The sequence below is a fragment of the Streptomyces olindensis genome, from assembly GCF_040645895.1.
GTDB lineage: Bacteria > Actinomycetota > Actinomycetes > Streptomycetales > Streptomycetaceae > Streptomyces > Streptomyces olindensis.
Genome location: NZ_JBEYZD010000022.1, coordinates 55,729 through 79,815, shown reverse-complemented (window position 1 = coordinate 79,815; position 24,087 = coordinate 55,729). Strand labels below are relative to the sequence as shown.

Annotated in this window: 29 protein-coding genes; 20 read left to right on the top strand and 9 right to left on the bottom strand. The window is 71.4% G+C overall.

The annotated features are described in order from the left end of the window. Positions 1 to 42: 42 nt before the first annotated feature. The gene (mshD, locus tag ABZ948_RS16775; RefSeq protein ID WP_359760172.1) at positions 43 to 969 is read left to right on the top strand and encodes a mycothiol synthase; all 927 of its coding nucleotides are present in this window, start codon (positions 43 to 45) and stop codon (positions 967 to 969) included. Between the two features lie 54 nt (positions 970 to 1,023). Further along, a complete protein-coding gene (locus ABZ948_RS16770) occupies positions 1,024 to 1,590 on the top strand; it encodes a GNAT family N-acetyltransferase (protein WP_359760170.1) in 567 nt (188 codons plus the stop codon). Between the two features lie 132 nt (positions 1,591 to 1,722). Here ABZ948_RS16770 and ABZ948_RS16765 read toward each other — a convergent pair whose 3' ends face one another. The 6 genes from ABZ948_RS16765 to ABZ948_RS16740 form a co-directional block, all read right to left on the bottom strand. Next, on the bottom strand, positions 1,723 to 3,180 hold the full coding sequence (locus tag ABZ948_RS16765) for a HAMP domain-containing sensor histidine kinase (RefSeq protein WP_359760168.1): 1,458 nt from the start codon (positions 3,178 to 3,180) through the stop codon (positions 1,723 to 1,725). After that, complete coding sequence (locus tag ABZ948_RS16760; RefSeq protein WP_359760166.1) at positions 3,177 to 3,914, bottom strand: response regulator transcription factor; 738 nt, start codon at positions 3,912 to 3,914, stop codon at positions 3,177 to 3,179. Before ABZ948_RS16760 ends, ABZ948_RS16765 begins: the two co-directional genes overlap by 4 nt. 119 nt (positions 3,915 to 4,033) lie before the next feature. After that, positions 4,034 to 4,210, bottom strand: a complete 177-nt coding sequence (locus tag ABZ948_RS16755; protein WP_359760165.1) for a hypothetical protein — start codon at positions 4,208 to 4,210, stop codon at positions 4,034 to 4,036. A gap of 20 nt (positions 4,211 to 4,230) precedes the next feature. After that, a complete protein-coding gene (locus ABZ948_RS16750; RefSeq protein ID WP_359760163.1) occupies positions 4,231 to 5,232 on the bottom strand; it encodes a S1C family serine protease in 1,002 nt (333 codons plus the stop codon). Positions 5,233 to 5,332: 100 nt separating this feature from the next. Further along, a complete protein-coding gene (locus ABZ948_RS16745) occupies positions 5,333 to 6,355 on the bottom strand; it encodes a LacI family DNA-binding transcriptional regulator (RefSeq protein ID WP_359760161.1) in 1,023 nt (340 codons plus the stop codon). A gap of 127 nt (positions 6,356 to 6,482) precedes the next feature. Then, positions 6,483 to 7,262 (bottom strand): response regulator transcription factor, encoded by a 780-nt coding sequence (locus ABZ948_RS16740; protein ID WP_359760159.1) that lies wholly within the window; start codon positions 7,260 to 7,262, stop codon positions 6,483 to 6,485. A gap of 171 nt (positions 7,263 to 7,433) precedes the next feature. On the opposite strand from ABZ948_RS16740, the gene ABZ948_RS16735 reads away from it, so the two are divergent. From ABZ948_RS16735 to ABZ948_RS16695, 9 genes are all read left to right on the top strand, one after another. Continuing rightward, entirely contained in the window at positions 7,434 to 8,285 is an 852-nt protein-coding gene (locus ABZ948_RS16735) for an alpha/beta hydrolase (protein ID WP_359760157.1), read from the top strand. Positions 8,286 to 8,341: 56 nt separating this feature from the next. Continuing rightward, the gene (locus tag ABZ948_RS16730; protein WP_359760155.1) at positions 8,342 to 8,596 is read left to right on the top strand and encodes a MoaD/ThiS family protein; all 255 of its coding nucleotides are present in this window, start codon (positions 8,342 to 8,344) and stop codon (positions 8,594 to 8,596) included. Positions 8,597 to 8,598: 2 nt separating this feature from the next. Continuing rightward, on the top strand, positions 8,599 to 9,729 hold the full coding sequence (locus ABZ948_RS16725; RefSeq protein ID WP_359760154.1) for a hypothetical protein: 1,131 nt from the start codon (positions 8,599 to 8,601) through the stop codon (positions 9,727 to 9,729). Positions 9,730 to 9,856: 127 nt separating this feature from the next. Next, positions 9,857 to 10,597, top strand: coding sequence for an LmeA family phospholipid-binding protein (locus ABZ948_RS16720; protein WP_359760152.1), 741 nt, complete (start codon positions 9,857 to 9,859; stop codon positions 10,595 to 10,597). 196 nt (positions 10,598 to 10,793) lie between these two features. Further along, positions 10,794 to 10,874: a putative leader peptide gene (locus tag ABZ948_RS16715; RefSeq protein WP_350310325.1), complete on the top strand. Its 81-nt coding sequence runs from the start codon at positions 10,794 to 10,796 to the stop codon at positions 10,872 to 10,874. A 138-nt stretch (positions 10,875 to 11,012) separates the two neighbouring features. Further along, entirely contained in the window at positions 11,013 to 11,858 is an 846-nt protein-coding gene (locus ABZ948_RS16710; protein WP_359760150.1) for a sulfurtransferase, read from the top strand. A gap of 42 nt (positions 11,859 to 11,900) precedes the next feature. Further along, the gene (locus ABZ948_RS16705) at positions 11,901 to 12,188 is read left to right on the top strand and encodes a DUF1416 domain-containing protein (RefSeq protein ID WP_031121416.1); all 288 of its coding nucleotides are present in this window, start codon (positions 11,901 to 11,903) and stop codon (positions 12,186 to 12,188) included. A gap of 85 nt (positions 12,189 to 12,273) precedes the next feature. Next, positions 12,274 to 12,534, top strand: coding sequence for a DUF3099 domain-containing protein (locus ABZ948_RS16700; protein WP_359760148.1), 261 nt, complete (start codon positions 12,274 to 12,276; stop codon positions 12,532 to 12,534). Positions 12,535 to 12,551: 17 nt separating this feature from the next. Beyond that, entirely contained in the window at positions 12,552 to 12,926 is a 375-nt protein-coding gene (locus ABZ948_RS16695; protein ID WP_359760146.1) for a VOC family protein, read from the top strand. On the opposite strand, the gene ABZ948_RS16690 is transcribed toward ABZ948_RS16695, so the two are convergent. After that, positions 12,920 to 13,282, bottom strand: a complete 363-nt coding sequence (locus ABZ948_RS16690; protein ID WP_359760145.1) for a DsrE family protein — start codon at positions 13,280 to 13,282, stop codon at positions 12,920 to 12,922. The genes ABZ948_RS16695 and ABZ948_RS16690 overlap by 7 nt on opposite strands. A gap of 203 nt (positions 13,283 to 13,485) precedes the next feature. Between ABZ948_RS16690 and ABZ948_RS16685 the strand changes: the two genes are divergently transcribed. From ABZ948_RS16685 to ygfZ, 3 genes are read left to right on the top strand one after another with little or no spacing between them, the layout of a single operon-like run. Continuing rightward, positions 13,486 to 14,061, top strand: coding sequence for a heme-binding beta-barrel domain-containing protein (locus ABZ948_RS16685; protein WP_031121412.1), 576 nt, complete (start codon positions 13,486 to 13,488; stop codon positions 14,059 to 14,061). A gap of 16 nt (positions 14,062 to 14,077) precedes the next feature. Beyond that, positions 14,078 to 14,515, top strand: a complete 438-nt coding sequence (locus tag ABZ948_RS16680) for a Fur family transcriptional regulator (protein WP_031121411.1) — start codon at positions 14,078 to 14,080, stop codon at positions 14,513 to 14,515. Between the two features lie 10 nt (positions 14,516 to 14,525). After that, a complete protein-coding gene (gene ygfZ / locus ABZ948_RS16675; RefSeq protein ID WP_359760143.1) occupies positions 14,526 to 15,491 on the top strand; it encodes a CAF17-like 4Fe-4S cluster assembly/insertion protein YgfZ in 966 nt (321 codons plus the stop codon). A gap of 19 nt (positions 15,492 to 15,510) precedes the next feature. Here the strand turns inward: ygfZ and dtd are convergent, their stop codons facing one another. Further along, positions 15,511 to 15,936 (bottom strand): D-aminoacyl-tRNA deacylase, encoded by a 426-nt coding sequence (gene dtd / locus ABZ948_RS16670; RefSeq protein WP_359760141.1) that lies wholly within the window; start codon positions 15,934 to 15,936, stop codon positions 15,511 to 15,513. A gap of 212 nt (positions 15,937 to 16,148) precedes the next feature. Here dtd and ABZ948_RS16665 point away from each other — a divergent pair, with 212 nt between their 5' ends. The 3 genes from ABZ948_RS16665 (at position 16,149) to ABZ948_RS16655 (ending at position 19,295) form a co-directional block, all read left to right on the top strand. Then, a complete protein-coding gene (locus tag ABZ948_RS16665; RefSeq protein WP_359760139.1) occupies positions 16,149 to 16,790 on the top strand; it encodes an RsiG family protein in 642 nt (213 codons plus the stop codon). 76 nt (positions 16,791 to 16,866) lie between these two features. After that, complete coding sequence (locus ABZ948_RS16660; protein ID WP_359760137.1) at positions 16,867 to 18,129, top strand: GNAT family N-acetyltransferase; 1,263 nt, start codon at positions 16,867 to 16,869, stop codon at positions 18,127 to 18,129. A 263-nt stretch (positions 18,130 to 18,392) separates the two neighbouring features. Further along, positions 18,393 to 19,295 carry a FadR/GntR family transcriptional regulator gene (locus ABZ948_RS16655; RefSeq protein WP_359760135.1) on the top strand — a complete coding sequence of 301 codons (903 nt, stop codon included), beginning with the start codon at positions 18,393 to 18,395 and terminating at the stop codon, positions 19,293 to 19,295. A gap of 1 nt (position 19,296) precedes the next feature. Here ABZ948_RS16655 and ABZ948_RS16650 read toward each other — a convergent pair whose 3' ends face one another. Next, positions 19,297 to 19,485 carry a hypothetical protein gene (locus ABZ948_RS16650; protein ID WP_010036177.1) on the bottom strand — a complete coding sequence of 63 codons (189 nt, stop codon included), beginning with the start codon at positions 19,483 to 19,485 and terminating at the stop codon, positions 19,297 to 19,299. Between the two features lie 138 nt (positions 19,486 to 19,623). Between ABZ948_RS16650 and ABZ948_RS16645 the strand changes: the two genes are divergently transcribed. The 3 genes from ABZ948_RS16645 (at position 19,624) to ABZ948_RS16635 (ending at position 23,973) form a co-directional block, all read left to right on the top strand. After that, the gene (locus ABZ948_RS16645) at positions 19,624 to 20,502 is read left to right on the top strand and encodes a GntR family transcriptional regulator (RefSeq protein ID WP_359760133.1); all 879 of its coding nucleotides are present in this window, start codon (positions 19,624 to 19,626) and stop codon (positions 20,500 to 20,502) included. A gap of 29 nt (positions 20,503 to 20,531) precedes the next feature. Further along, complete coding sequence (locus ABZ948_RS16640) at positions 20,532 to 21,242, top strand: HAD family hydrolase (RefSeq protein WP_359760131.1); 711 nt, start codon at positions 20,532 to 20,534, stop codon at positions 21,240 to 21,242. Between the two features lie 613 nt (positions 21,243 to 21,855). Beyond that, positions 21,856 to 23,973: an aminoglycoside phosphotransferase family protein gene (locus ABZ948_RS16635; RefSeq protein WP_359760129.1), complete on the top strand. Its 2,118-nt coding sequence runs from the start codon at positions 21,856 to 21,858 to the stop codon at positions 23,971 to 23,973. Positions 23,974 to 24,087 lie beyond the last annotated feature (114 nt).

Here is a 24,087-nt window from a genome sequence, read left to right as displayed (position 1 = left end):
TTTGCCGCCGATTTGCCGGTGGGGGCCCGTACCCTCATACGCATGACCAGCGACGACACCGTAAGGCCCGGCCGCCCCCGCTCGATCGACACCCTTGCCGCGCTCTCCGCGGAGCAGACCGAGGCCGTGCTCGGACTGCTCGCCGAGGCGGCCCGGACCGACGGGCAGCAGGCGGTGTCCGAACAGGGCCGGTTGCAGTTGCGCGGTGGGGAGCGGGAAGGCGTTTCCCATCTGCTGCTCACCGTGGACGGCGAACTCGTCGGCTATGCCCAGTTGGAGGACACGGACCCGGTGGAGCCGCCGGCCGCCGAGCTGGTCGTCCACCCCGGGCACCGCGGGCACGGGCACGGCCGGGCGCTCGGCTCGGCGCTGCTGGCCGCCTCCGGCAAGCGGCTGCGCGTGTGGGCGCACGGCGGCCACTCCGCCGCCCGGCACCTCGCCCAGGTCCTGGGCCTGACGCTCTTCCGTGAACTGCGCCAGATGCGGCGCCCATTGACGGACTTCGACGCACCCGAGCCGGTGCTGCCGCCGGACGTCACCGTCCGCCCCTTCGTCCCCGGCCAGGACGACGCGGCCTGGCTCGCGGTCAACGCCGCCGCCTTCGCCCACCACCCCGAGCAGGGCTCCCTCACCCAGCGCGACCTCGACGACCGCAAGGCCGAGCCGTGGTTCGACCCGGCGGGTTTCTTCCTCGCCTTCCGCGGCGACGAACTCGTCGGCTTCCACTGGACGAAGGTGCACGCCGAGGAGGGCCTGGGCGAGGTGTACGTCCTCGGAGTCGCCCCGGGCGCCCAGGGCGGCGGCCTCGGCAAGTCCCTCACCACGATCGGGCTGCGGCACCTGGCGGGGCGGGGGCTGCCGACCGCGATGCTGTACGTCGACGCCGACAACAAGGCGGCGGTGTCGGTGTACGAGCGGCTGGGGTTCGTGACGCACGAGGTGGATCTGATGTACCGGACGGAGACGTGATAACCGGACGGAGGCGTGATAACCGGACGGAGACGTGATGTACCGGACGGAGACGTGACCGCGCCCGTGGTGCGTGATCTGCGCGTCCGCCCCGCCACCGAGTCCGATCTGCCCACCCTTGTCCGCCTCCGCGACGACGCCGCCCGCTGGATGCTGGCCCGCGGCATCACCGGGCAGTGGCGGCCCGGCGAGCTGGACGAGAACCACTTCCGCCGGGTCATGGCACACGGCGAGGTCTGGCTCGCGGAGACCGGCGGGCACCTCGCCGGCGCCTGGGAGCTGTGGTGGGAGGACGAGTCCGCCTGGGGCCCGCAGCCGCCCGTCGCCGGATACGTGCACCGGCTCATGGTGAACCGGAGCACCGCCGGGCCGGGTACGGGGCGGCCGCTGCTGAGCGCGGCGGAACACCGGGTGTCCGAGGCGGGCCGGAGCCGCGTACGCCTGGACTGCCTGGCGGGCAACGCGCGGCTCAACGCGTACTACAAGGACGCCGGTTACCGCGTGGTGGGCCACAAGGAGGGCAAGCCGCAGCCGGGCGGGGTACCCAAGTCCTTCACGCTGCTGGAGAAGGACTTGGGCGGCCAGGTGTTGTCTGGCGGGCCAGGCAACGGGGAGGGGTGACAGGGGGGAGAAGGCTGACGCTCAGCCGGTCTCCGGGCGGGCGATGCTCGGGCAGACGCTCAAGGGTCTGGCGTTGCTCCTGGCCGGTGTCAGGAACCCGTGACACCGCGCCGGCCTTGACGGTCGTTTCCGTCAAGGCACCTCCGGCGGCGGCGTAGGCGCCCCCGGCAGCCGTACCGTCGCCACCGTGCCGCCGGTCTCCGCCGGGGACAGGGACACCTCGCCGCCCGCCTGCTGCACCGTGCGCGCCACGATCGACAGGCCGAGGCCCGAGCCGGGCAGGGCCCGCGCGCTCGGGGAGCGCCAGAAGCGGTCGAAGACGTGGGGGAGTTCGTCGGCGGGGATGCCCGGGCCGTGGTCGCGGACCGTGAGGACGCCCTCGGAAAGCCGGACCTCGATCGTGCCGCCCTCGGGGCTGAACTTCACGGCGTTGTCGAGGATGTTCACCACCGCCCGCTCCAGCGCGGTCGGCTCCGCGCGCACGAACCACGGCTGTACATCCGCCGTGATCGTCAGCTCCGGGCCGCGCAGCCGGGCCCGCCGCAGCGCCGAGTCCACGATGTCCTGCCAGGCGACGATCTGGGTCCGGCCCGAATGCTGGCCCGTGTCCGGACGGGACAGCTCCTGGAGGTCGCCGATGAGCGCGGCCAGCTCCGTCATCTGCGCCTTCACCGACGCGAGCAGTGCCTTGCGGTCCGCCTCCGGGATGGGGCGGCCCGTCTCCTCACTGCGGGTGAGGAGTTCGATGTTGGTGCGCAGCGAGGTGAGCGGCGTGCGGAGTTCGTGGCCGGCGTCCGCGATGAGCTGTTGCTGGAGTTCGCGGGAGCTGGCCAGGGCCGAGGTCATCGAGTTGAAGGAACGGGAGAGGCGGGCCACCTCGTCGTCGCTGTCGTCGTCGACGGGGATGCGGACGTCCAGGTCCTCCGTGCGGGCCACGTGCTCGACGGCCTCGGTCAGCTTGTCCACGGGACGCAGACCCGCCCGGGCCACCGTGAGGCCCGCCGCCCCGGCGCCCACCACCCCGATGCCCGACACCAGCAGCAGGATCAGCGCCAGTTCGTTGAGCGTGGACTCCGTGCCCTTGAGGGGGACCGCGATGACCAGCGCGTAGTCGGCTGCGACGCTCTGGTCGAAGGGGCTTTCCTTGACGATGACCGCCGTGGTCAGCACCCGCACCGAGTTGCCGTCGCTGTCCTTGCCGTTGCGCAGCCGGGCCGTCCTGGGGTCGGGATCCTTCGCCACGGCCTTGTCGGCGCTCGTGACCCTCACCTGCGGCATGTTGTTGCTGAACAGGCAGACCCTGCCGTCCACCCGCACCAGCTGCGCGTACGTCTGCGGGCGGGGAGCGCCGCCGAGCGTGCTGGACGGCGTCTGGGGGCACGTCCTGACCAGCGCCTCGAAGTCGTCCTCCAGGATGGTCCGGTAGGACGACTTCAAGTCCCCGTCCACCTGGTCGTACAGCTTCCCCTGCACGATGAACCAGCAGGTCACCGACACCGCGGCCACCGCGAACGCCACCGCCGCCGCCACCAGCAGCGCCAGGCGCGACCGGATCGGCAGCGAGCGGAAGCGGCGTACGACCCTGCTCACTCCGCGCCGCCCTGCCGCAGCACGTAGCCCACGCCCCGCACGGTGTGCACGAGCCGCGGCTCGCCGCCCGCCTCGGTCTTGCGCCGCAGGTACATCACGTACACGTCGAGGGAGTTCGACGACGGCTCGAAGTCGAAGCCCCAGACCGCCTTGAGGATCTGCTCGCGGGTGAGGACCTGGCGGGGGTGCGCCATGAACATCTCCAGGAGCGTGAACTCCGTGCGGGTCAGCTCCACCTGGCGGCCGCCCCGGGTGACCTCGCGCGTCGTGAGGTCCATGCGCAGGTCCGCGAAGGTGAGGGCGTCGTCGTCGCCCGTGCCGCCCGCGCCCACGGCCGCCGCGTAGGAGCTGCGGCGCAGCAGGGCGCGGATGCGGGCGAACAGCTCGTCGAGTTCGAAGGGCTTGACCAGGTAGTCGTCGGCGCCCGCGTCGAGGCCGGTGACGCGGTCCCCGACGGTGTCGCGGGCCGTGAGCATCAGGATCGGGGTGGTGTCGCCGGTGGCGCGGATGCGGCGGGCTGCCGTCAGGCCGTCCATGCGGGGCATCTGGATGTCGAGCACGAGCAGGTCGGGGCGGTAGGCCGCGGCCTTCTCCAGGGCGTCCGCGCCGTCGACGGCGACCTCCGTGTCGTACCCCTCGAAGGCGAGGCTGCGCTGGAGTGCTTCGCGTACCGCCGGCTCGTCGTCGACGATCAGGATGCGCTGCGTGTCACGGTCGCCGTCTGCGGGGCTCATGGGTCGGGGTTCCTCGGGTGTGAAGGGGGAGGGGGTGCTCTGACGCTCTCAGCCTCGCACGACCGCGGGCGGGGCCGGGAGGAGCGCAGGGCCCTTCCGGTGGGGCTCAGCCGTCGGGCTCAGCCCCGTACGGTGCGGCGCCGGGCGGTCCGGTGCCGGTGGGTGGTCCCGGTGGGGGCGGGCGCCACCTCGGGTGCCCGGGCCGTCGGCGCGTGCAGTGCGTGCGCCACCGCCAGGGCCAGCGCTACCTGCGCCGGGTCGGTGCCGGGCTCCGTGTGCGCGACCTGCTCGATCATCGCCGTGCTCCTCGTGTGACTCAGTCGGTGGCGCCGGCCCGCAGCTTGGCGAGGTCGGCCTTGACGGTGTTGACCGGGATGGCGAAGCCCAGGCCCACGCTGCCCGCGTCGGAGGACGAGGAGGCGGTGCCCGTCGGCGAGTACATCGCGGAGTTGATGCCGATGATGTTGCCGTTCATGTCGATCAGCGCGCCGCCGGAGTTGCCCGGGTTGAGGGACGCGTCGGTCTGCAGCGCCTTGTACGTGGTCGTGTCGGAGCCGGTGTCGCCGTTGAACTGGCGTCCGCCGAACTCGAACGGCCAGCCGTCGCCCTGCTGGTACTGCTGCTGCCCCTGGTCCTCGTCGGTCGGGACGGTGACGTCACGGTCGAGCGCCGAGATGATGCCGCTGGTCACGGTGCCGGAGAGCCCCTCGGGGGAGCCGATCGCCACGACCTGGTCGCCGACCTGGACGCCGGAGGAGTCGCCGAGCGTGGCCGCCTTCAGGCCGGAGGCGTTCTCCAGCTTGATCAGCGCCAGGTCCTTCTTGCTGTCGGTGCCGACGACCTTCGCGGTGTACGACTTGCCGTCGCTGGTCGTCACCTTGATCTGCGAGGCGCCGGATATGACGTGGTTGTTGGTGACGATCTCGCCGTCGCTCGTGATGATCACGCCGGAGCCGGTGGAGGACCCGGCGTTGGAGTCGGCGTTGATCTCGACGATGCTGGGGCTGACCGCCTTCGCGACCCCGGCGACCGTGCCCTTCTGGCTGGACGGCACCACGTTGGTGCTGGTCGAGCTGGAGGCGACGGTGTCGTGGCCGGTCAGCTCCTGGATGCCGTAGGCGGTGCCGCCGCCGATCGCCGCGGCGACGATCGCCACCGCGGCGATCAGGGCGACGGGGCCGCGGTTGCGCTTCTTCGGATGCGGAGCGTGTGCCGGGGCGTACGCCGGCGGGGGCGGCCACTCGGGGTTCACCGGGGCCTGCTGCTGACCCTCGTAAGGGTTCTCGTACTCGCCACTGCGGTGGAAGCTCTCGGTCATGGAAACGAGCTTGTCGCCCGACCATGAGAGCTTCCTGAGTGCTTGCTGAGAAGCCCGACAGAACCTCGTATGCCCGATATAAAGACGCCCCCGGCCAGGGTCAGGCGCAGCCGCAGGACTGGCGGACCACCAGCCGCGACGGGAACACCTTCAGCCGCTCCCGCCGGGCCCCCGCGACCCGCAGCCCGTCGTCCAGGACGAGGTCCACCGCGGCCCGGGCCATCGCCGGGCGGTCGGAGGCGATCGTCGTCAGGGGCGGATCGGCCAGCGCCGCCTCCTTGATGTCGTCGAAGCCGGCCACCGCCAGCTCGCCGGGGACGTCGATCCGCAGCTCGCGCGCCGCCCGCAGCAGGCCGATCGCCTGGTCGTCGGTGGAGCAGAAGATGGCCGGCGGGCGCTCGGGCCCGGAGAGGATCTTCAGGGCGGCCTGGTAGGCGTCGTAGCGGTTGTAGAGGGCCTCGAAGAGGCGGCCCTCCGTGGAGATCCCGGCGTCGTCCATCGCGCGGCGCCAGCCCTCGACGTGGTCGGAGACCGGGTCGCCGACCGCCGGGGTCTCCGCTATGCCGCCCATACAGGCCACGTACTCGTAGCCGTGCTCCAGCAGGTGCCGTACGGCGAGCTGGGCGCCCCCGAGGTCGTCCGTGACGACGGCGACGTCGTCGATGGCCTCGGGGCGTTCGTGCAGCAGCACCACCCGGGCGTCCCAGGCCTCGATCTCGGCGGCGGCCAGGTCGTTGAGCGCGTGGCTGACGAGGATGAGCCCGGAGACGCGCATCCCGAGGAAGGCCCGCAGGTAGTGGACCTCGCGCTCGCCCACGTAGTCCGTGTTGCCGACGAGGACCATCTTCCCGCGCTCGGAGGCCGCCTGCTCGACCGCGTGCGCCATCTCCCCGAAGAAGGGCTGGCGGGCGTCCGGGATGATCAGGCCTATGAGGTCCGTGCGCCGCGAGGCCATCGCCTGGGCCACCCGGTCGGGCCGGTACCCCAGTTCCTTGATCGCGGCGAGGACACGCTCGCGCGTGGCCGGGGCGACCGGCCGGGGTCCGTTGTTGATGACATAGCTGACCACGGCAGTGGAAGTCCCTGCCAGCCGCGCCACATCATCCCGAGTCACCTTGGCCACGCGCGGAGTCTACGCGGATATACCCGCTCTGGGCAGGGCGTAAAGGAGGTTCCGTACGATATCCCGACCGCCGTCCGGTGCGCTCCGTGCGAAGAGCGATGCCCAGGTCGGCGCCGGGATACGCCTTTCACGCCTCGGCGCGGACCTCGGCGGCGTCCAGATCGGTGGACTCGTCCTTGTTGTCCGGCTTTGCCTTGGCGGCCTTGGCCTTCGCCTCCTCGGCGGCGCGCTCCACCTTCTCCGGCGTAACGAATCGATAACCGACGTTCCGGACGGTGCCGATGAGCGACTCGTGCTCGGGGCCGAGCTTGGCGCGCAGCCGCCGTACGTGCACGTCGACCGTGCGGGTGCCGCCGAAGTAGTCGTAGCCCCAGACCTCCTGGAGCAGCTGGGCGCGCGTGAAGACGCGGCCGGGGTGCTGCGCGAGGTACTTCAGGAGCTCGAACTCCTTGAAGGTGAGGTCGAGGACGCGGCCCTTGAGCTTGGCGGAGTACGTCGCCTCGTCGACCGACAGGTCGCCGTTGCGGATCTCCATCGGGGAGTCGTCGCTGACGATCTGCTGCCGCCCCATGGCGAGCCGCAGGCGGGCCTCGACCTCCGCGGGGCCGGCGGTGTCGAGCAGGACGTCGTCGATGCCCCAGTCCGCGGTCACGGCGGCGAGACCGCCCTCCGTGACGACGAGGATCAGCGGGCAGCCCGGCCCGGTGGAGCGGAGCAGCTGGCACAGGCTGCGCACCTGCGGCAGGTCGCGCCGGCCGTCGACGAGGATGACGTCGGCACCGGGGGTGTCGACGAGGGCGGGGCCTTCCGCGGGGGCCACCCGCACGTTGTGCAGGAGCAGGCCGAGGGCGGGGAGCACCTCCGTCGACGGCTGGAGGGCGTTGGTCAGGAGCAGCAGAGAACTCATACGTCTGGTTCCTCCTCGGTCCCTGCGAGGACGTTTGTTGGCACAGCACTGCTCTGCGATCCCGAAGGCCCGTACACCTGCGGTTTCCCGCGTCGTATACAACGCTTCCGAAAGCACAAAAGGACCCGGGGGCTACGCTGCCCGAGTCCTCTGCCCAGCAGAATAGCCCACATGAGCTCTGGTCCGGCAGGTCATGTGGCGCGTTCCACCGATCGTCCGCACTCCGAGACGACCCGTGGAGCGTCTGTGCGGAGGTTCACACGGAGGTTTCTGCGCACGTCGGACGGCGTGGCGATCGACGCCGTATACGACCCGGGTGCCGCCGTATACGACGGTTCCCGGACACCTTCCGCTCACCCCGTGTTCGTCGTCGCCCACGGCTTCACCGGGGCCGTCGACCGGCCGCACGTGCGGCGGGTGGCCCGGGCCTTCACCCGGTACGGGGCCGTCGTCACGTTCTCCTTCCGGGGGCACGGGGCGTCCGGCGGACGGTCCACGGTCGGGGACCGGGAGGTGCTGGACCTCGCGGCGGCGGTGCGCTGGGCGCGGGAGCTCGGGCACGCGCGCGTGGGCACCGTCGGGTTCTCCATGGGCGGCTCGGTGGTGCTGCGGCACGCGGCGCTGCATCCACGGCAGACCGACGCGGTGGTGTCGGTGAGCGCGCCCGCCCGGTGGTACTACCGGGGCACCGCCCCCATGCGGCGGCTGCACTGGCTCGTGACGCGGCCCGAGGGGCGCGTGGTGGGGCGCTACGGCTTCCGCACGCGCATCCACCACCGGGACTGGGACCCGGTGCCGCTCTCCCCGGTGCAGGCCGTGCCGCGGATCGCCCCGACCCCGCTGCTGATCGTGCACGGCGACGCCGACGGCTACTTTCCCGTCGACCATCCGCGCATGCTGGCCGCGGCCGCCGGTGACCAGGGCGAACTGTGGCTGGAGCCCGGCATGGGGCATGCCGAGCACGCGGCGAGCGACGAGCTGCTGGGCCGGATCGGGGCGTGGGTGGCCGGCCGGGCGGGCTAGCCTGACGGGGTTCACCGTCGGGTGAGTCCGTTGTGACTGTGCGATTGAGGAAGCAGATGCCAAAGGTCACGGTGCGCTACTGGGCCGCCGCCAAGGCCGCGGCCGGGGTGGCCGAGGAGCCGTACGAGGCGGCCACGCTCGCCGAGGCGCTCGCCGGGGTGCGCGAGCGGCACCCGGGCGAACTGGAGCGCGTCCTGCGGCGCTGCTCGTTCCTCGTCGACGGGGACCCCGTGGGCACCCGCGCCCATGAGACGGTACGGCTGGCCGACGGCGGCACGGTCGAGGTGCTCCCGCCGTTCGCAGGAGGGTGACGATGACCAACCAGCCGTACGACGGTTACGACGGCTACGACGGCTACGACCCGTACGGGCAGCAGCCGCAGCACGGGCAGCACGCGCAGCATCCGCGGCACCCGCAGCACCCGCAGGGCCAGGCGCCGCAGGCGTGGCCCGGGCAGGGGTATCAGCAGGGCCACCAGGCGTATCCCGGGTACGAGGACCCGCACGCCGCTCAGCAGTACACGCAGCAGTGGCAGGGCCAGACCTGGGAGACGCAGACGCACCAGCAGGTGTCCGCCCCGGCCGCAGCCGAGGCGTATCTGCCGCCCCAGGGGTACGCGGCTCCGGCTCCTGCCGAGGTCGCCGACCCGTCGGGTGACGGGTACGGTCCCGCCACCGTCGGCGGGAACACGCGTGTCACGGACGCCCAGCGGGCGCGGGCGGAGGGCCGGTCGCCGATCATCGAGCCCGGGATGCAGCCGGCCGCGCTGACCGCGCTGCTCGGACTGCTGCTCGCCGGTGCGGCGGCGGTCGGGACGTACGCGCTGCTGGTGCCGCTCGTCGTCCTCCAGGCCGTCACCGCGGCGGGCTGGTTCCGGCTGAACGGGATGTGGCCGGCGCGGCAGGGCATCGCGCTGGGCTTCGCCGGGGCGCTGGCCGCGGATGCCGCGCTGCTGGCGTCGGGGCGCTCACCGGCGGCGATCCTGGGGACCCTGGGCGTGTGGGTGCTGCTCGCGCTGGTCCTGCAGCTGCGGTCGCACGCGGATCCGGACGAGCGGATGTACGGCCTGATGGCGACGGTCGCGGCGGCGGCGCTGGCGATCGTGGCGGGCGGGTATCTCGCGGCCGACGCGGACGCCGTGACGGTGGGTGCGGTGGCCGTGGCGGTCGCCGTCCTGGCGCGGGCGCTGCCGTTGCCGACGGCGGCGTCGGTGGTGGTGGCGCTGCTCGCGGCGGCGGGCGGCGGTGTCGCGGCCGGGTCGATGACGGGCCTCGGCACCTCGGGCGCCCTGCTGGGCGCGGGCGCGGCGGCCTGCGCCCTGATCGGCCACCGGGTCGCGAGCTACGACTACCCCTCCCGCTTCGTCCACTTCACGGCGGGCGTGGCCCTGCCCCTGTCCGCCGCGGCACCGGTGGTGTACGTCCTGGGGCGAGCCCTGGCGTAGGGCCCCGGCTGTCACAGATGATCGACAAACCCCGGGCCCGCGCACCACACGGAGTTACCCTCACGCAAGGGACGGCCACCCGGTCGTCGGGGACCGCCGTCGAACGACTGGGTGAGGGACACACCGCATGCGCGCACTGCGAATACTGCTGATCTTCGTCGTGATCCTGGGGGGACTCTTCGTCATCGCCGACCGCGTCGCCGTCCACTTCGCCGAGGGCGAGGCCGCCGACCGGCTGAAGACGACGGAGAACCTCGCGTCCACCCCGGACGTCAGCATCAAGGGCTTCCCGTTCCTCACCCAGGTCGCCGGCGGCTCCCTGGACGACATCGAGGTCGGCATCCAGAACTACGAGGCCGCCGCGGGCGACGGCGCCCAGAAGATCCGTATCGACGACCTCCGGGCCGACATGAAGGGCGTCGAGTTCTCCGGCGACTTCAGCTCCGCCACCGCCACCAGCGCCACCGGCACGGCGACCATCTCCTACGACGAGCTGCTGAAGACGGCGAAGTCCGAGCCCACCCGGGTCGCGCCGGGCGTCACCGCCCAGGTCGTGGGCCTCTCCGACGGCGGCAACGGCAAGATCAAGGTCACGGTCGAGGCCACCGTGCTCGGCACCGAGCTGCCCGAGCCGGTCTCCGTGCTCAGCACGGTGACGGTGGTCGACGGCGACACCGTGCGGGTCAAGGCCGACGGCCTGCCCAAGTTCGCCGGTGTCGACCTCGCCGAGAACCGGGTGCGCACCATCACCGACTTCCAGCAGAAGATCGACGGCCTGCCCGGCGGCATCAAGCTGGACAAGGTCCAGGCGGCCCCGGACGGCGTCGAGATCACGGTGAAGGGTTCCGACGTCCGGCTCGCCGGGTAGGCAGGAACGGGCACGGCGGGCCCGACCAGCGCCGTCCGGTGGGCGAGACGGCGGCGTCCGCAGCGTAGATGTGACGGCGGATACGGGTGGCCGGAGGGTAGGCGGCGAGCGCCCCGATCTCATATCCCGGACCATCTCGTCTCAATATGCGACACACCGGTGACACGCGCGCCCTGCCGTCCCTACGATCGACGGCATGAAGCGACAGGCGGACCTCACGAAGCGGCGGGCAGTAGACCTGTGCCGCGTCGCCGCCATGCTCTGTCGCACCTTCTGAGCGACCGCGTCGGCCGATGAGCCGGCGCGCGCATCCCCGCCGCCCTGCATCAAGGGCACCCGTGCGCCGCCCTCGTCATGGGCGCGCGCCCCGCAGATCTCGCACGCCCCGCCGCAACTGCCCCGGAGGAGAAAGAGCATGAGCCGCAGCGACGTCCTGGTCGACGCCGACTGGCTCCAGGAGCACCTGGACGACCCGACCATCGCCATCGTCGAGGTGGACGAGGACACGTCCGCCTACGAGAAGAACCACATCAAGAACGCGATCCGCATCGACTGGACCAAGGACCTCCAGGACCCGGTCCGCCGTGACTTCGTCGACCAGGAGGGCTTCGAGAAGCTCCTGTCGGAGAAGGGCATCGCCAACGACCACACCGTGGTCCTCTACGGCGGCAACAACAACTGGTTCGCCTCCTACGCGTACTGGTACTTCAAGCTCTACGGCCACGAGAACGTCAAGCTCCTCGACGGCGGTCGCAAGAAGTGGGAGCTCGACGCCCGCGAGCTGGTCGCCGGCGACGAGGTGCCGGAGCGCGCGAAGACGGACTACAAGGCCAAGGCCCAGGACACGTCCATCCGCGCCTTCCGCGACGACGTCGTCGCCGCCATCGGTTCGCAGAACCTCGTCGACGTGCGCTCGCCCGACGAGTTCTCCGGCAAGCTGCTCGCCCCGGCCCACCTGCCGCAGGAGCAGTCCCAGCGCCCCGGCCACGTGCCGAGCGCCCGCAACATCCCGTGGTCCAAGAACGCCAACGACGACGGCACCTTCAAGTCGGACGAGGAGCTCAAGGCCCTCTACGAGGAGGAGAGCGTCGACCTGGCGAAGGACACCATCGCCTACTGCCGCATCGGTGAGCGCTCCGCGCTGACCTGGTTCGTCCTGCACGAGCTGCTCGGTGTGGAGAACGTCAAGAACTACGACGGCTCCTGGACCGAGTACGGCTCCCTGGTGGGCGTGCCGATCGAGCTCGGCGCCAACAAGTAAGCGACCCCGACCGACCTTTCCAGACCTCTTCAGGAGTACGACATGTGTGGTGCGAAGGCCGGCGGCCCCGACGCCTCGACGATCAAGCCCGGTGAGACCACGATCCAGGGTCAGGTGACCAAGGACGGCGAGCCCGTGGTCGGCTACGTCCGTCTGCTGGACTCGACCGGCGAGTTCACGGCCGAGGTGCCGACCTCGGCGACCGGACAGTTCCGCTTCTACGCGGCCGAGGGCACCTGGACCGTCCGCGCCCTCGTGCCCGGCGCCACCGCCGACCGCACGGTCGTCGCCCAGAAGGGCGGCCTGGCGGAGGTCGCGATCGCCGTCTGACGGCGACAGGTCCTCAAGGGCCGCACCCCTCGGGTTGGACGCCTGGGGTGCGGCCCTTCGGCCTGCCCGGACCTACGCTGGACGTATGTACGCACGGCGACGGCACACGTACTTCGCGATGATGGGCCTGTGCATCGGCCTCTTCGTCCTGGCCTGGGGCGTCGTGCGGCTGTGGTCCGTGCCCGTGGCGGTGGGGATGTGCGTCGTCGCCATGGTCATCCCGCCCGTGGCGGCCATGGTCGCGAACCGGCGCGGGCCGGACGACCGCTGGTGGGACGACCCGTCCGGGGATCCGCAGTCGGACGAGTGGTGGGACGAGCTGGACGGCAAGAAGCGCCGGCAGTGAACCGGCAGGGGAGGGCCATGCGCTTGGCGGCGGCGACTTTGGACGCACCGGACGCCCGCGAACTGGCGGACTTCTATCTGCGGCTGCTGCCCGGCTGGGCCGTACGGCCGGGCGAGGACGGCCCGGACTGGGTGCACATCCGGCCGCCCGGCGGCGGTACGGGGCTGTCCTTCCAGACCGAGCCCGCGTACGTCCCGCCCGTCTGGCCGAGCGGTCCGGGGCGGCAGCAGATGATGATGCACCTGGACATCGAGGTCGATGACCTGGCCGGGGCGACGGACCGGGCCGTCGCCGCCGGGGCCCGGCTCGCCGCCTTCCAGCCGCAGGACGACGTGCGCGTGCTGCTGGACCCGGTCGGGCACCCGTTCTGCCTGTACACGGAGTCTCAGTAGACGAGCGCCTGCGTCCCGTCCGCCAGGGCCTCCTGGACGAAGACCTGCGCGCCCGCGATCCGCACGCCCTCGACGACGTCCTGCTCCGTGATCTCGCGCCGGGCCGCGCACTGCGTGCACAGCGTGACGCGGCCGGCCGCGAGGATCGAGTCCAGCAGGTCGGGCAGGGGCGCAGCGTGCGGCAGCTCGAACTCGGCGGCGCGGCCGGGCAGGGCGAACCAGGAGGACTCGCCGGTCAGCCACAGGGAGACGTCGACGCCGCTGGCCACCGCCACCGCCGCCACCGTGAACGCCTGGGAGCACCGCTCGGGGGCGTCCGCCCCGGCCGTCACCTTGATCACCAGCTTCTTCGCCATAGCCGGAATCGTAGTGCCGAAGGGGCCCGCGTAAGCTGGGGCCGGCCCTGTGCACACATCCGCACCCCGCTCAAGGAGCACCCCGTGGAGCTTTTCTTCGAAATCCTGTTGGTCCTGGTCGCCGTCGGCGTCCTCGCGTTCGCCGGACTGACCGTGAAGAAGCTGTACCAGGGCCAGCGCTGACCCACCTCTAGGAAGTTCTGATGATCGAGATCCCGTCCGACCTCCACAAGGACCTCGTCCCGCTCGCCTTCCTGCTCGGCAACTGGGCGGGCGCCGGAGTGCACGACTTCCCCGGCTCCGAGAAGTGCAACTTCGGGCAGGAGGTCGCCTTCACCCACGACGGCCGGGACTTCCTGGAGTACCGGTCCCACTCGTGGGTCCTGGACAAGGACGGCAACAAGGTCCGCCCGCTGGAGTCCGAGCACGGCTTCTGGCGGATCGACGCCGACCGCAAGGTCGAGGTGACGATGACCCGCGACGACGGCGTCATCGAGATCTGGTACGGCGAGCTCGCCGACAAGAAGCCGCAGATCGACCTCGTGACCGACGCGGTGGCCCGCACGGCGGCCTCCCGGCCCTACAGCGGCGGCAAGCGGCTGTACGGCTACGTCAAGAGCGACCTCATGTGGGTCGGCGAGAAGCAGACCCCCGAGGTCGAGCTGCGCCCCTACATGTCGGCCCACCTGAAGAAGGCCGTCACGCCCGAGGAGGTCGAGCGCTGGGCCAAGGCCCTGCCGGACGACCTGCCCGACGACGGCATCGCTTTCTTCAAGTAGTTCTAGACTCGTCCGTGTGGTGAGCACCGACTGGAAGAGCGATCTGCGGCAGCGCGGCTACCGGCTGACCCCGCAGCGGCAACTCGTGCTCGAAGCCGTGGACACCCTGGAACACGCGACCCCCGACGACATCCTCGTGGAAGTGAGGAAGACGGCGTCGGGGGTCAACATTTCCACGGTGTACCGCACGCTGGAGCTGCTGGAGGAGCTGGGGCTGGTCAGCCACGCCCACCTCGGGCACGGGGCGCCGACGTACCACCTCGCGGACCGGCACCACCACATCCACCTGGTGTGCCGGGACTGCCAGAACGTCATCGAGGCGGACGTCTCCGTGGCCGCCGACTTCACGGCGAAGCTGCGGGCCGAGTTCGGCTTCGACACCGACATGAAGCACTTCGCGATCTTCGGCCGCTGCCAGGACTGCACGCTCAAGGCTTCAACTACCGAGTCGTAGGCTTACGGATATGAAGAGCCCCCTGCTGACCCTGCCCGGCGCCGTCCCCGCCGAGGGCGTGGACGAAGGCGTCGCCGCCCACTACGGCGACCTGTTCCGCGAGCAGCGCGCCCTCGCCGACGGCACCGGCTTCGTGGACCTCTCGCACCGCGGGGTCGTCGCCGTCACCGGCGAGGACCGGCTCGCCTGGCTGCACCTGCTGCTCACCCAGCACGTCAGCGAGCTCCCGGCGGGCCAGGCCACCGAGGCGCTGATCCTCTCCGCCAACGGCCACATCGAGCACGCGCTGTACCTCGTCGACGACGGCGCGACCGTCTGGGCCCACGTGGAGCCGAACACCCAGGACGCGCTGATCGCGTACCTGGAGTCGATGAAGTTCTTCTACCGGGTCGAGGTCGCCGACCGCACGGCCGACACCGCCGTCGTCCACCTCCCGGCCGGCTCCATCGCCGAGGTCCCCGAGGGCGCCGTCGTCCGCGAGACGCCGCACGGCCGGGACCTGTTCCTGCCGCGCGCCGACCTGGAGGCGTACGCCGCGCAGGCCGGGCCGCCCGCCGGGCTCCTCGCCTACGAGGCGCTGCGCGTGGAGCAGCACCGGCCCCGGCTCGGCTTCGAGACCGACCACCGCACCATCCCGCACGAGCTGGGCTGGATCGGCTCGGCGGTGCACCTGCAGAAGGGCTGCTACCGGGGCCAGGAGACGGTCGCCCGGGTGCAGAACCTGGGCAAGCCGCCGCGCCGGCTGGTCTTCCTGCACCTGGACGGCAGCGAGGTCCACCTGCCGGTGGCCGGGACGGAGCTCCGCCTCGCGGACGACGGCCCCGACGGCCGGAAGATCGGCTTCATCACGACCTCCGCGCGCCACCACGAGCTGGGCCCGGTCGCCCTCGCCCTGGTGAAGCGGAACGTGCCGGTGGACGCGCCCCTGGTGGCCGGTGACACGGCCGCGGCCCAGGAAGTCGTCGTCGAGCCGTAAGGCTTGTAGACCTTTCGGGTCAGATTTCGATCAGCACGGTGAACGGGCCGTCGTTCGTCAGTGATACACGCATCGCCGCCCCGAAACGGCCCGTGGCCACCGTCGCGCCCAGCGAGCGCAGCCGGGCGACCACCTCGTCGACCAGCGGCTCGGCGACGTCCCCCGGGGCGGCCGCGTTCCAGGTGGGGCGGCGGCCCTTGCGGGCGTCCCCGTAGAGCGTGAACTGGCTGATCACCAGCAGCGGGGCGTCGATGTCGCTGCAGGACTTCTCGTCGTGCAGCATGCGGATCGACCAGAGTTTGCGGGCCAGCTGGGCCGCCTTCTCCTTGGTGTCCTCGTGGGTGACGCCGACGAGGACACACAGCCCCTCGCCCTCGATCGCCCCCACGGTCTCGCCGTCCACGACGACGCTCGCGCCGTCCACCCTCTGCACCACTGCTCGCATACGTCCATCATGCAGGGCGGTGAAGTCAGCGCCGCGCGTGGTGTACGCATGGCCCGAAAGGGTGGTTTGCGCCGGGCGCCAACTGCCTGCGCTGGACCGTATTTTGCTGCTTAACCGCCCATCTGGGGTCTATCGGGGGCACTCGTTCCCATAGCGGCCACTTGGGGTGGCACGATGCTTGCACACACCGGTCGAGGGGACGGTCGAGGCACATGAGCACACCAAGCACCGGGCAGCAGCCGGGGGCTGTCTGGTCGGCGTACACGGGGATCACGGGGACCGGGGCGCCGGAGTACCACCGGCCCCCCACACAGCGCACGGACAGCCCGCGGCTGCCCTCGGACACTCCCGAGCACCACCTGACCGCACTGAGCCTGCCCGAGCTGCGCACGCTGCGCCGCGAGGCCCAGCGCGACGAGGCCGACCTCAGCTACGTACGGCGGCTGCTGCAGGGCCGGATCGACATCCTGCGCGCGGAGCTGGCACGGCGTACCCCGGAGGGCGAGTCGGCCGTCGCCGCACCCGCCGAGGCGTCCGTCGTCGAGCGGCTCGCGGAGATCCTGCGCGACGCCCCCGCCCGGCACCGCTCCTCCGCCCGGCACGTGACCCTGGGCACGCCCCAGGGCGAGGAGTACCGGCGGCTGGCCGCCGAGATGCTCGCCGAGGTCGAGCTGTCCGATCTGGACGCGCGCACGGACCTGGAACTGAACACGGGGATCGGGCGGCTCGTGCGCTACGAGCAGCAGGTCTCCCGGCGCCGCCAGCGGCTCCAGCGCACGGCCGACGAGTGCAGCGCGGAGATCGCCCGCCGGTACCGCGAAGGGGAGGCGCAGGTCGACGATCTGCTGGTGTGAGCGCCCCTGGGGGCGTCGGGGAGGGCCGGTCGGATATTCACGCGACACCGACCGGCCCTCCCCTTAGCGTGAGGCCATGGCCTCCCCATCGCGTGCCGACGGCATCGACGTGCGTCCCGTCACCGAAGCCGAGTTCACGGACTGGCTGCGGGCCGTGAACACCGGCTTCCTGCGGGTGCCCGTCCTGTCCGAGGAGGAGATCGAGGGACGCCGCGAGCGGTTCGTCCCCGGCCGTTACCTCGGTGCCTTCGACGGCGGCCGGTGCGTGGCGACCTTCCGTTCCTTCGACCAGGAGCTCACGGCCGTGGGCGGGGCGAGGGTCGCGGCCGACGCCGTCTCCGGCGTCACCGTCCACCCCACCCACCGCCGCCGCGGGCTGCTCAGCCGCATGATGGCGCGGGACCTGGCCGCCGCGAAGGAGCGCGGGGACGTCGTCGCGACGCTGATCGCCGCCGAGTACCCGATCTACGGCCGCTACGGCTTCGGGCCGGCGACCTGGACGGCGGAGTGGACGGTCGACGTGCCGCGCTCCGGCCTCGACGCCCGCTGGGCGGGTCCGGCGGACGGCGGGCGGATCGACCTGGTGGACGGCGAGGAGGTCCGCGAGCTCGGCCCCGATCTGCACGCCCGGCTGTGCCGCCGCCGGCCCGGCGCGATCGACCGCGACGAGGTGTGGTGGAAGTGGAACACCGGCGCCGTACAGGTCGAGCCCTCCTGGAAGCAGCCCTTCTTCGCCGTGTACCGCTCGGCGTCCGGCGAGGTCGAGGGCATGGCCGCCTACGACGTGGACGACAACTGGGGCGACGCCAAGCAGCCGTTGAACACGGCGGCCGTGCGGTGGCTGACCGGCGTCACCCCGGCCGCGGAGCGCGCCCTGTGGCAGTACCTCTGCTCCATCGACTGGGTGGTGCGGGTCAAGAGCGGCTACCGGGCGCCCGACGACCTGCTCCCGCTGTTCCTGCCGGATCCGCGGGCGGCCGCCATCACGTCGCTGGCGGACTGGCTGTGGGTGCGGATCCTCGACGTCGAACGGGCGCTGGAGGCGCGGACGTACGAGGGGGAGGGGACGCTGGTCCTGGAGGTCGCCGGGGTGGACGGGCTGACCGGCGGGCGCTACCGGCTGGAGGCCTCCGCCGAGGGGGCGTCCTGTACGCCGACCCGCGAGAGCGCCGAACTCGTGGTGGGCCTCGGCGATCTGGGGGCGCTGTGGCTCGGGGACGAGTCGGCGGTGCGGCTCGCGGCGGCCGGGCGGGTGGCGGAAGAACGAGCGGGCGCCGCCCGGAAGGCCGACGCCCTGCTGCGTACGTCCAGGCGGCCGTGGTGCCCGGACGTGTTCTGAGCCGCTCCCTTCTGCCGGTGGACGGGGACCCGCATCCGTAGCGAGCTGTTCGGTTGTGGTTGTTGTGCGGTGCTGCCGGCCTGGCGGGGCTCCCGGCTCCCCTCCGGAAGGGAGTCCCGTGGCGGGTGGCCAACCTCCGGGAGGTCTGACCATGTCGCTCAAGTTGGCGACCAACTTCACAGTACTTATCTCCGCTTGGAAGCGTCTCATAACCACCTTTCCCTGAACTGCCGAAAGATGGCGGGAAGTTGTAGCGTTGAGTCGTGGACCCGGAACACGCCTCCGTCAATGGACGGAAGAGGTCGCTACGGCCACAGCGGACACATCACGAGGTGGCCGACGAGCTGCGCGCCCGGATCAGGTCGGGCGCACTGCGGCCGGGTGAACGCATGCGCACCCAGGCCCAGCTGGCACAGGAGTTCGGCGTCGAGCGCGGGGCGGTGCGCCAGGCGCTGCGCGTCCTGCAGTCCGAGGGGTTGCTCACCAACGTGTCCAAGGGCAGCCCGGCGACCGTGGCTCCCGATCCCGCCGGGGCGCTGACCGGCCCGGAAGCCCCGCCCCTGCCCACGACGGTGGGCCTCGCGCCCCGTATCGCGGCGGCGTTCGCGGCGGAGCACGTCGAGATCGACGCCGTGTGCCTCACGTCCATCTCCCTCACCCTCGCCATCGGCGAGCCGCTGCGCCAGATCCACGCCGGGCGGCTGAAACCGGCCAAGGTCGACGTCCGGGTGCTGCTGCCGAGCCGGGACATCGACCTCGCCTTCCCGGTGCCGGTCGAGCAGGACCGCGACGACTGGGTGCACGAGCGCTGGCTGTCGATGCGCAACGCGCAGGGGCAGGTGCTGCGGCACAACCTGTTGGCCCTGCGCTCCACGCACGGCATCGACGTCCATGTGACGTTCCGGGCGCTGCCCTTCACGCCGCCGGTGAAGCTGTACCTGCTCAACGGGGAGGAGGCGCTGTTCGCGTACTACACGCTGATGCGCCGGGAGGCCCAGATCGACCACGAGAACCTGGAGATGTACGACGCCCAGGGCACCCAGTCGATGCTGTTCTCGTTCCGGCAGGGGCAGGGCCTGCGTGACACGACGTTCGTGGAGCAGTCACACCTGTGGTTCAACGCACTGTGGGAGACGATCAGTTCGGAACTGGTGCTCACGAGCTGACCTAGCGGGCGGGCCCCGTCATCAGCAGGGCGAGCACGACCGCTCCCGCGGAGCTGACGGCCGGGCTCTTGGCCTTGATGCCCACGGTGAGAAGGATCAGCCCGACGATTCCGGCCGGGCCGTACTTCCACTGGACGAGCTGCTCGAAGGCGACGACGAAGGCGGCGGAGAGGAGAGCGAGGGCGGGCATCGGATTCCCCCTTCGGAAGCAAAACTTCCGCCAACTGAGGTAAGTTGGCAACCAACTCTGATTTAGTTGTCCCCACTTGGCCCCTAGGTATAAACAACTTTCAAACAACTCCCGCCAGATGGATCAGAGTTGTAGCGTTTGGTCGTGACCCAGGAGAACGTGGCAGTGAACGGCAGCAGAAGGCTCTCGCCCCAGGAGATCGCCGACACCCTGCGGGAACGTATCCGCGCGGGTGAGCTCAGGCCCGGGGACCGCCTGCCCACCCAGGCCGAACTCGCGGACGAGTTCGGCGTGGAACGCGGCGCCGTCCGCCAGGCCCTGAAGGCACTCCAGGAGGACGGACTCCTCACCAACGTCAGCAAGGGCAGCCCGCCGCGGATCGCCGAGCCCGCACCGGCCCGGGGCGAACCGCAGCGGACCATGGTGGGGCTGGCGCCGCGCCTGACGGAGGCGTTCTCGGTCCCGCGCGTCCGCGTCGACGTCGTCTGCCACACCGCGGAGACGCTGATGGTCGCCATCGGGGAGCCGCTCCGGCTGATCCACGAGGGCCGTATCCGCCCCGAGTCGATCGACGTGCGCATTCTCGTCCCGTCCCGGGACATCGAACTGGCATTCCCCGTGCCCGTGGAGGCGCACGGCGACGACAACCCGGTCCACCAGCGCTGGCTGTCGATGCGCAACGCGCAGGGGCAGGTGCTGCGGCACAACCTGCTGGCCCTGCGCTCCACGCACGGCATCGACGTCCATGTGACGTTCCGGGCGCTGCCCTTCACGCCGCCGGTGAAGCTGTACCTGCTCAACGGGGAGGAGGCGCTGATCGGCTACTACATGCTGACCAGGCGCGAGGAGGAGTGGGGCAGCCAGACCCTGGACATGTACGACGTCCTCGGCTCGCAGTCCCTCCTCTTCTCCTTCGTGAAGCGGGCGGGTCGGCGGGACGCGGCGTTCGTGGAGGAATCCCAGAAGTGGTTCGACGCCCTCTGGGAAACCATCACCACGAACCTGACACTCTCCTAGTGACTTCTGATACGACGCAGACTGGTGCGGTGACGGCATCGACCGAAGACTTGCGGAAACTGCTCGCTCCTGTTCGCTACGTCCTCTGGGACCTCGACGGTCCGATCTGCCGGCTGTTCGCCGGTCACCCGGCGGACGATGTCGCCCGGGAACTGGTGAAGTTGATCCAGGGGCGGGGGCTGGGCGGGCTGCTCAGGGAGGAGGAACGTTTCCACCCGGACCCGCAGGCCGTGCTGCTCGGCGTCAACGAGCGGCACCCGGACAGTGATCTCATCACCCTGCTCGAGGACTGGCTCACCCAGCAGGAACTCACCGCCGTGCCGACGGCGTTGCCCACGCCGTACGCGGATCCGCTGATCAGGACGTGGTCGGCGCTCGGGGCGAGATTCGCCATCACCACGAACAACTCCGCGCTCGCGGCGGCCTCGTATATAGAGACCCGGTACCTCAAGGGCTGCTTCCCGTACATATACGGCCGCACGAAGGACCTCGGCCAGATGAAGCCGCACCCCCACTTCCTCTCCCAGGCCCTGAAGTCCCTGGGCGCGGACCCGTCGCAGGCACTGATGCTGGGCGACGCCGGGACGGACTACGAGGCCGCGCAGAAACTGCACGTCCCGTTCCTGGGCTACGCGCGTAACGACGAGAAGCTGAACCTGCTGCTGACCGCGGGCGTCGAACGAACCCACATCGTGCGCTCACTGGAAGAGGTACTGGTGGCGCTGAAGGGTGCGAACTGACCCACCGCGTGGACGAATAGCCCACTCTGGTCGAGCGGGGCTGCCCCGAGGGACTAACGTTCCGCCACGCCTTCCGACTCCCGGTCCCTGCCGACGCGTCGTGCTCGTCAATTGGGAGCGCGGGTGCGTTCTCACGGCTCGGGGCCGTACCCCGGTGCCGGTTCGGGCCGGCTGGGAGGTGGTTGCCTTGAGGCTTCTGCGGAGTCTTGGGGCGCGTTGGCGGCGTCGCGACTGGTCGAAGTTCCCGAAAGTCACTGCCGACCATGTGTCGACGACCCTCGTGGTCGTGGACACGGTGGTGACCGTGGGGAACCAGCTCGGCTGGTGGTGACGACGGTCCCGACCGGGTGACCGGCCGGGACCACCGCTTTCCTGTGTGTGTAGCCGTGCGGGTAGCGGAGTGTCACGGTTACCTCATTGAGACCAGGGATCGGTCGACTCGAGTCGTGGGGGCATCGGGGCGGCGATAGGCTCTGCGAAACTTTCCGGAGCCTCGCACTTGATCCAGGAGCAGCCGGTGCACGCGCAGCCGGTTCCCCCACCTCCCCCGGGGAGGTTCCCCGCGCACGATCCTTACGGGGAGTTCGTGCGGCGGGCGAAGACAGACGGCGTGATGTACGACGGCCATCACAACCGGAACTTCGTGTTGCCCCTGACCGAGCCCATGGCCCGGTACGTGGGGCGCGAGGCCGGCACCCCGGCGATAGTGCGGCTGCGGGTCCGCAACGCGCTGCCCGTGGTGATCCGCACCTGGGAGGAACCCGACGTCCTGCGTGCCATCAACGGCGTGCTGCCCGGGACCCCCGAATGCCTGGCCTGGCGGAACGGTTCAGCGGTCCACAGCTATGTGGAGGGCGTCCCCCTCTCCAGCCTCCGCGGGAACGGCGAGCCGGTCGACCGCCCCCTGATCACCTCGCTGATGCGGACCGTCGCCCGGATGTCCCAGGTCCGCCGGGAGGCCCTGCCACCCGTGCCCGGCGCACGGCCGAGCAGCGACAAAGACAGCAGGGGGTTCCTGCGGACCCTGGCCCTGCTGGCCGACCGTCAGGTCCGGCAGCCCAACTGGAGTGCCTTCGGCGGGCTGTTCGAGGCCCTGGGCGTCCCCGCTGACGCCCTGACCAGGCTGGCCGAGCGGATCCCCGCCATGGCGCGGCGGCCGTACACCCTGCTCCACACCGACCTGCACCGCGCCAACCTCATCGTCTCCGCGGAGGACCGGTCCGTCGCCTGCGTCGACTGGGAGCTGGCCACCTATGGCGACCCGCTGCACGAGCTGGCGACCCACCTGGTCCGGATGCGGTACCCGGCCTCGCAGTGGGACGAGGTCCAGCAGGCCTGGGCCGAGGCCATGGAGGAGTGCCGGCCCTCGGCGGTCAAGGGCCTGACCAGGGACCTGCGCCACTACGTCGCCTTCGAGCGGGCCCAGTCGGTCTATCCGGACGTGATGCGCGCCGCCCGGTCGCTGGACGACCGGCTCGACGACCGGAGCCTGGCCGAGGCCACGGCCACCGTGCACCGGGCGCTGGCGGCCGCCGCCGAGCCGCTCGGGCTGGCCAGGGTGCCGTGCGAGACGGAGATCGAGCGGGTGCTGCTGCGCCGCCGGGACTCCCGGCACCGGCGGACCACCGCCCTCCGGCCGGTCCCCACCCTCACCTGGACCCCCGACAAGCGGGTGCCCGAACACCCCGGCTTCCCGCACACCGCCGTACGCGACGCCCTGCTCGCGGAGGGCACGGCCCCGGCCGGCCGGGTGTTCAAGGGCACCGCGCACCTCAACTCCGTCGTCCGCGTGCCGGGCGTCGACGTGCCCGTGGTGGTGCGGCGCAGGATCGCCTCGTTCCGCCGCCGCGAGCCCAGCCACCTCAGCGAGCACGCCGTGCTGCGCGCCATCGCCCGCTCCGAGGTCGACGTGACGGCCCCCCGGGTGCTGGCGCTCGGCAGGAGCCACGGCGGGGACGCCTTCGCCGTCCACACCTACGTCGGACCGCTGCACAGCGACCGGCCGCCCAGCCACCCGGTGAACGGCCTGCTGCCGCACGAGGCGGACGGACTCGTGTACCAGCTCGGCCAGCTCACCCGGGTCGACTGCACCGGGCTCGACCCCCTCGCCGGGGAGTGGGACTTCTACACCTGGCTCAGCCGGCAACTGGTCGACCTGGTCCGGGGACTGCCCAAGGAGTCGCAGCAGCGGGCCAAGGCGCTGGGCCTGCCGGACGCCGACCGGCTGAGCGAGATCCTCGCCCGGCACCGCCTCACCCCGCGCCGGCACGCCCTGCTGCACGGCGACCTCAACCCCTGGAACCTCGTCAGGCACTCCAGGCGGGACCATCTCGCCCTCACCATCATCGACTGGGAGATGGCGATGGTCGGGGACCCGCTGTACGACCTGGTGCGGCACATCCACCTCACCCCGACCAGGCCGGAGATCCGCGAGCGCATGTTCCGGCAGTGGGAGAACGCGCTGCCCGCCGAGTACACCAGGGACTGGCGGCGGGACTGGCGTGTCTACCGCTGGGTCGAGATCGTCCGGTCCGCGTACGTCGACCTCGACCGGCTGGTCACGGGAGCCGGGCTGGACGCGCCCAACGTGCGCCGGGCCGTGGACTCGTACGCCATGACCCTCGCGGCCGCCACGGCCTCGCTCGGCCTGCCGGCCCGCTCCGTCGCCCTGACCCGGGCCCTGCCCCAGGCCGCACCGGCCGCCCCCGGCCGGGCCCGCGCCCTCGCCTAGGGCCTGTCGTTTGGATCACGCCGCAGACGCGGGGCCTGGCACGCACATCTGCCGCGTTGTCGTCGGTTGCCGACTCCCCCAAGCTCTCGGCTTCGCTCGAGCAGGGGGCACCCC

Bases quoted from the DNA above. Each gene is read 5' to 3' on its own strand.
- mshD (WP_359760172.1), top strand. From the start codon at position 43: ATGACCAGCGACGACACCGTAAGGCCCGGCCGCCCCCGCTCGATCGAC.
- ABZ948_RS16760 (WP_359760166.1), bottom strand. From the start codon at position 3,914: ATGAGCCCCGCAGACGGCGACCGTGACACGCAGCGCATCCTGATCGTC.
- ABZ948_RS16755 (WP_359760165.1), bottom strand. From the start codon at position 4,210: ATGATCGAGCAGGTCGCGCACACGGAGCCCGGCACCGACCCGGCGCAG.
- ABZ948_RS16750 (WP_359760163.1), bottom strand. From the start codon at position 5,232: ATGACCGAGAGCTTCCACCGCAGTGGCGAGTACGAGAACCCTTACGAG.
- ABZ948_RS16740 (WP_359760159.1), bottom strand. From the start codon at position 7,262: ATGAGTTCTCTGCTGCTCCTGACCAACGCCCTCCAGCCGTCGACGGAG.
- ABZ948_RS16735 (WP_359760157.1), top strand. From the start codon at position 7,434: ATGAGCTCTGGTCCGGCAGGTCATGTGGCGCGTTCCACCGATCGTCCG.
- ABZ948_RS16730 (WP_359760155.1), top strand. From the start codon at position 8,342: ATGCCAAAGGTCACGGTGCGCTACTGGGCCGCCGCCAAGGCCGCGGCC.
- ABZ948_RS16725 (WP_359760154.1), top strand. From the start codon at position 8,599: ATGACCAACCAGCCGTACGACGGTTACGACGGCTACGACGGCTACGAC.
- ABZ948_RS16720 (WP_359760152.1), top strand. From the start codon at position 9,857: ATGCGCGCACTGCGAATACTGCTGATCTTCGTCGTGATCCTGGGGGGA.
- ABZ948_RS16715 (WP_350310325.1), top strand. From the start codon at position 10,794: ATGAAGCGACAGGCGGACCTCACGAAGCGGCGGGCAGTAGACCTGTGC.
- ABZ948_RS16710 (WP_359760150.1), top strand. From the start codon at position 11,013: ATGAGCCGCAGCGACGTCCTGGTCGACGCCGACTGGCTCCAGGAGCAC.
- ABZ948_RS16705 (WP_031121416.1), top strand. From the start codon at position 11,901: ATGTGTGGTGCGAAGGCCGGCGGCCCCGACGCCTCGACGATCAAGCCC.
- ABZ948_RS16700 (WP_359760148.1), top strand. From the start codon at position 12,274: ATGTACGCACGGCGACGGCACACGTACTTCGCGATGATGGGCCTGTGC.
- ABZ948_RS16695 (WP_359760146.1), top strand. From the start codon at position 12,552: ATGCGCTTGGCGGCGGCGACTTTGGACGCACCGGACGCCCGCGAACTG.
- ABZ948_RS16690 (WP_359760145.1), bottom strand. From the start codon at position 13,282: ATGGCGAAGAAGCTGGTGATCAAGGTGACGGCCGGGGCGGACGCCCCC.
- ABZ948_RS16685 (WP_031121412.1), top strand. From the start codon at position 13,486: ATGATCGAGATCCCGTCCGACCTCCACAAGGACCTCGTCCCGCTCGCC.
- ygfZ (WP_359760143.1), top strand. From the start codon at position 14,526: ATGAAGAGCCCCCTGCTGACCCTGCCCGGCGCCGTCCCCGCCGAGGGC.
- dtd (WP_359760141.1), bottom strand. From the start codon at position 15,936: ATGCGAGCAGTGGTGCAGAGGGTGGACGGCGCGAGCGTCGTCGTGGAC.
- ABZ948_RS16665 (WP_359760139.1), top strand. From the start codon at position 16,149: ATGAGCACACCAAGCACCGGGCAGCAGCCGGGGGCTGTCTGGTCGGCG.
- ABZ948_RS16660 (WP_359760137.1), top strand. From the start codon at position 16,867: ATGGCCTCCCCATCGCGTGCCGACGGCATCGACGTGCGTCCCGTCACC.
- ABZ948_RS16650 (WP_010036177.1), bottom strand. From the start codon at position 19,485: ATGCCCGCCCTCGCTCTCCTCTCCGCCGCCTTCGTCGTCGCCTTCGAG.
- ABZ948_RS16635 (WP_359760129.1), top strand. From the start codon at position 21,856: ATGTACGACGGCCATCACAACCGGAACTTCGTGTTGCCCCTGACCGAG.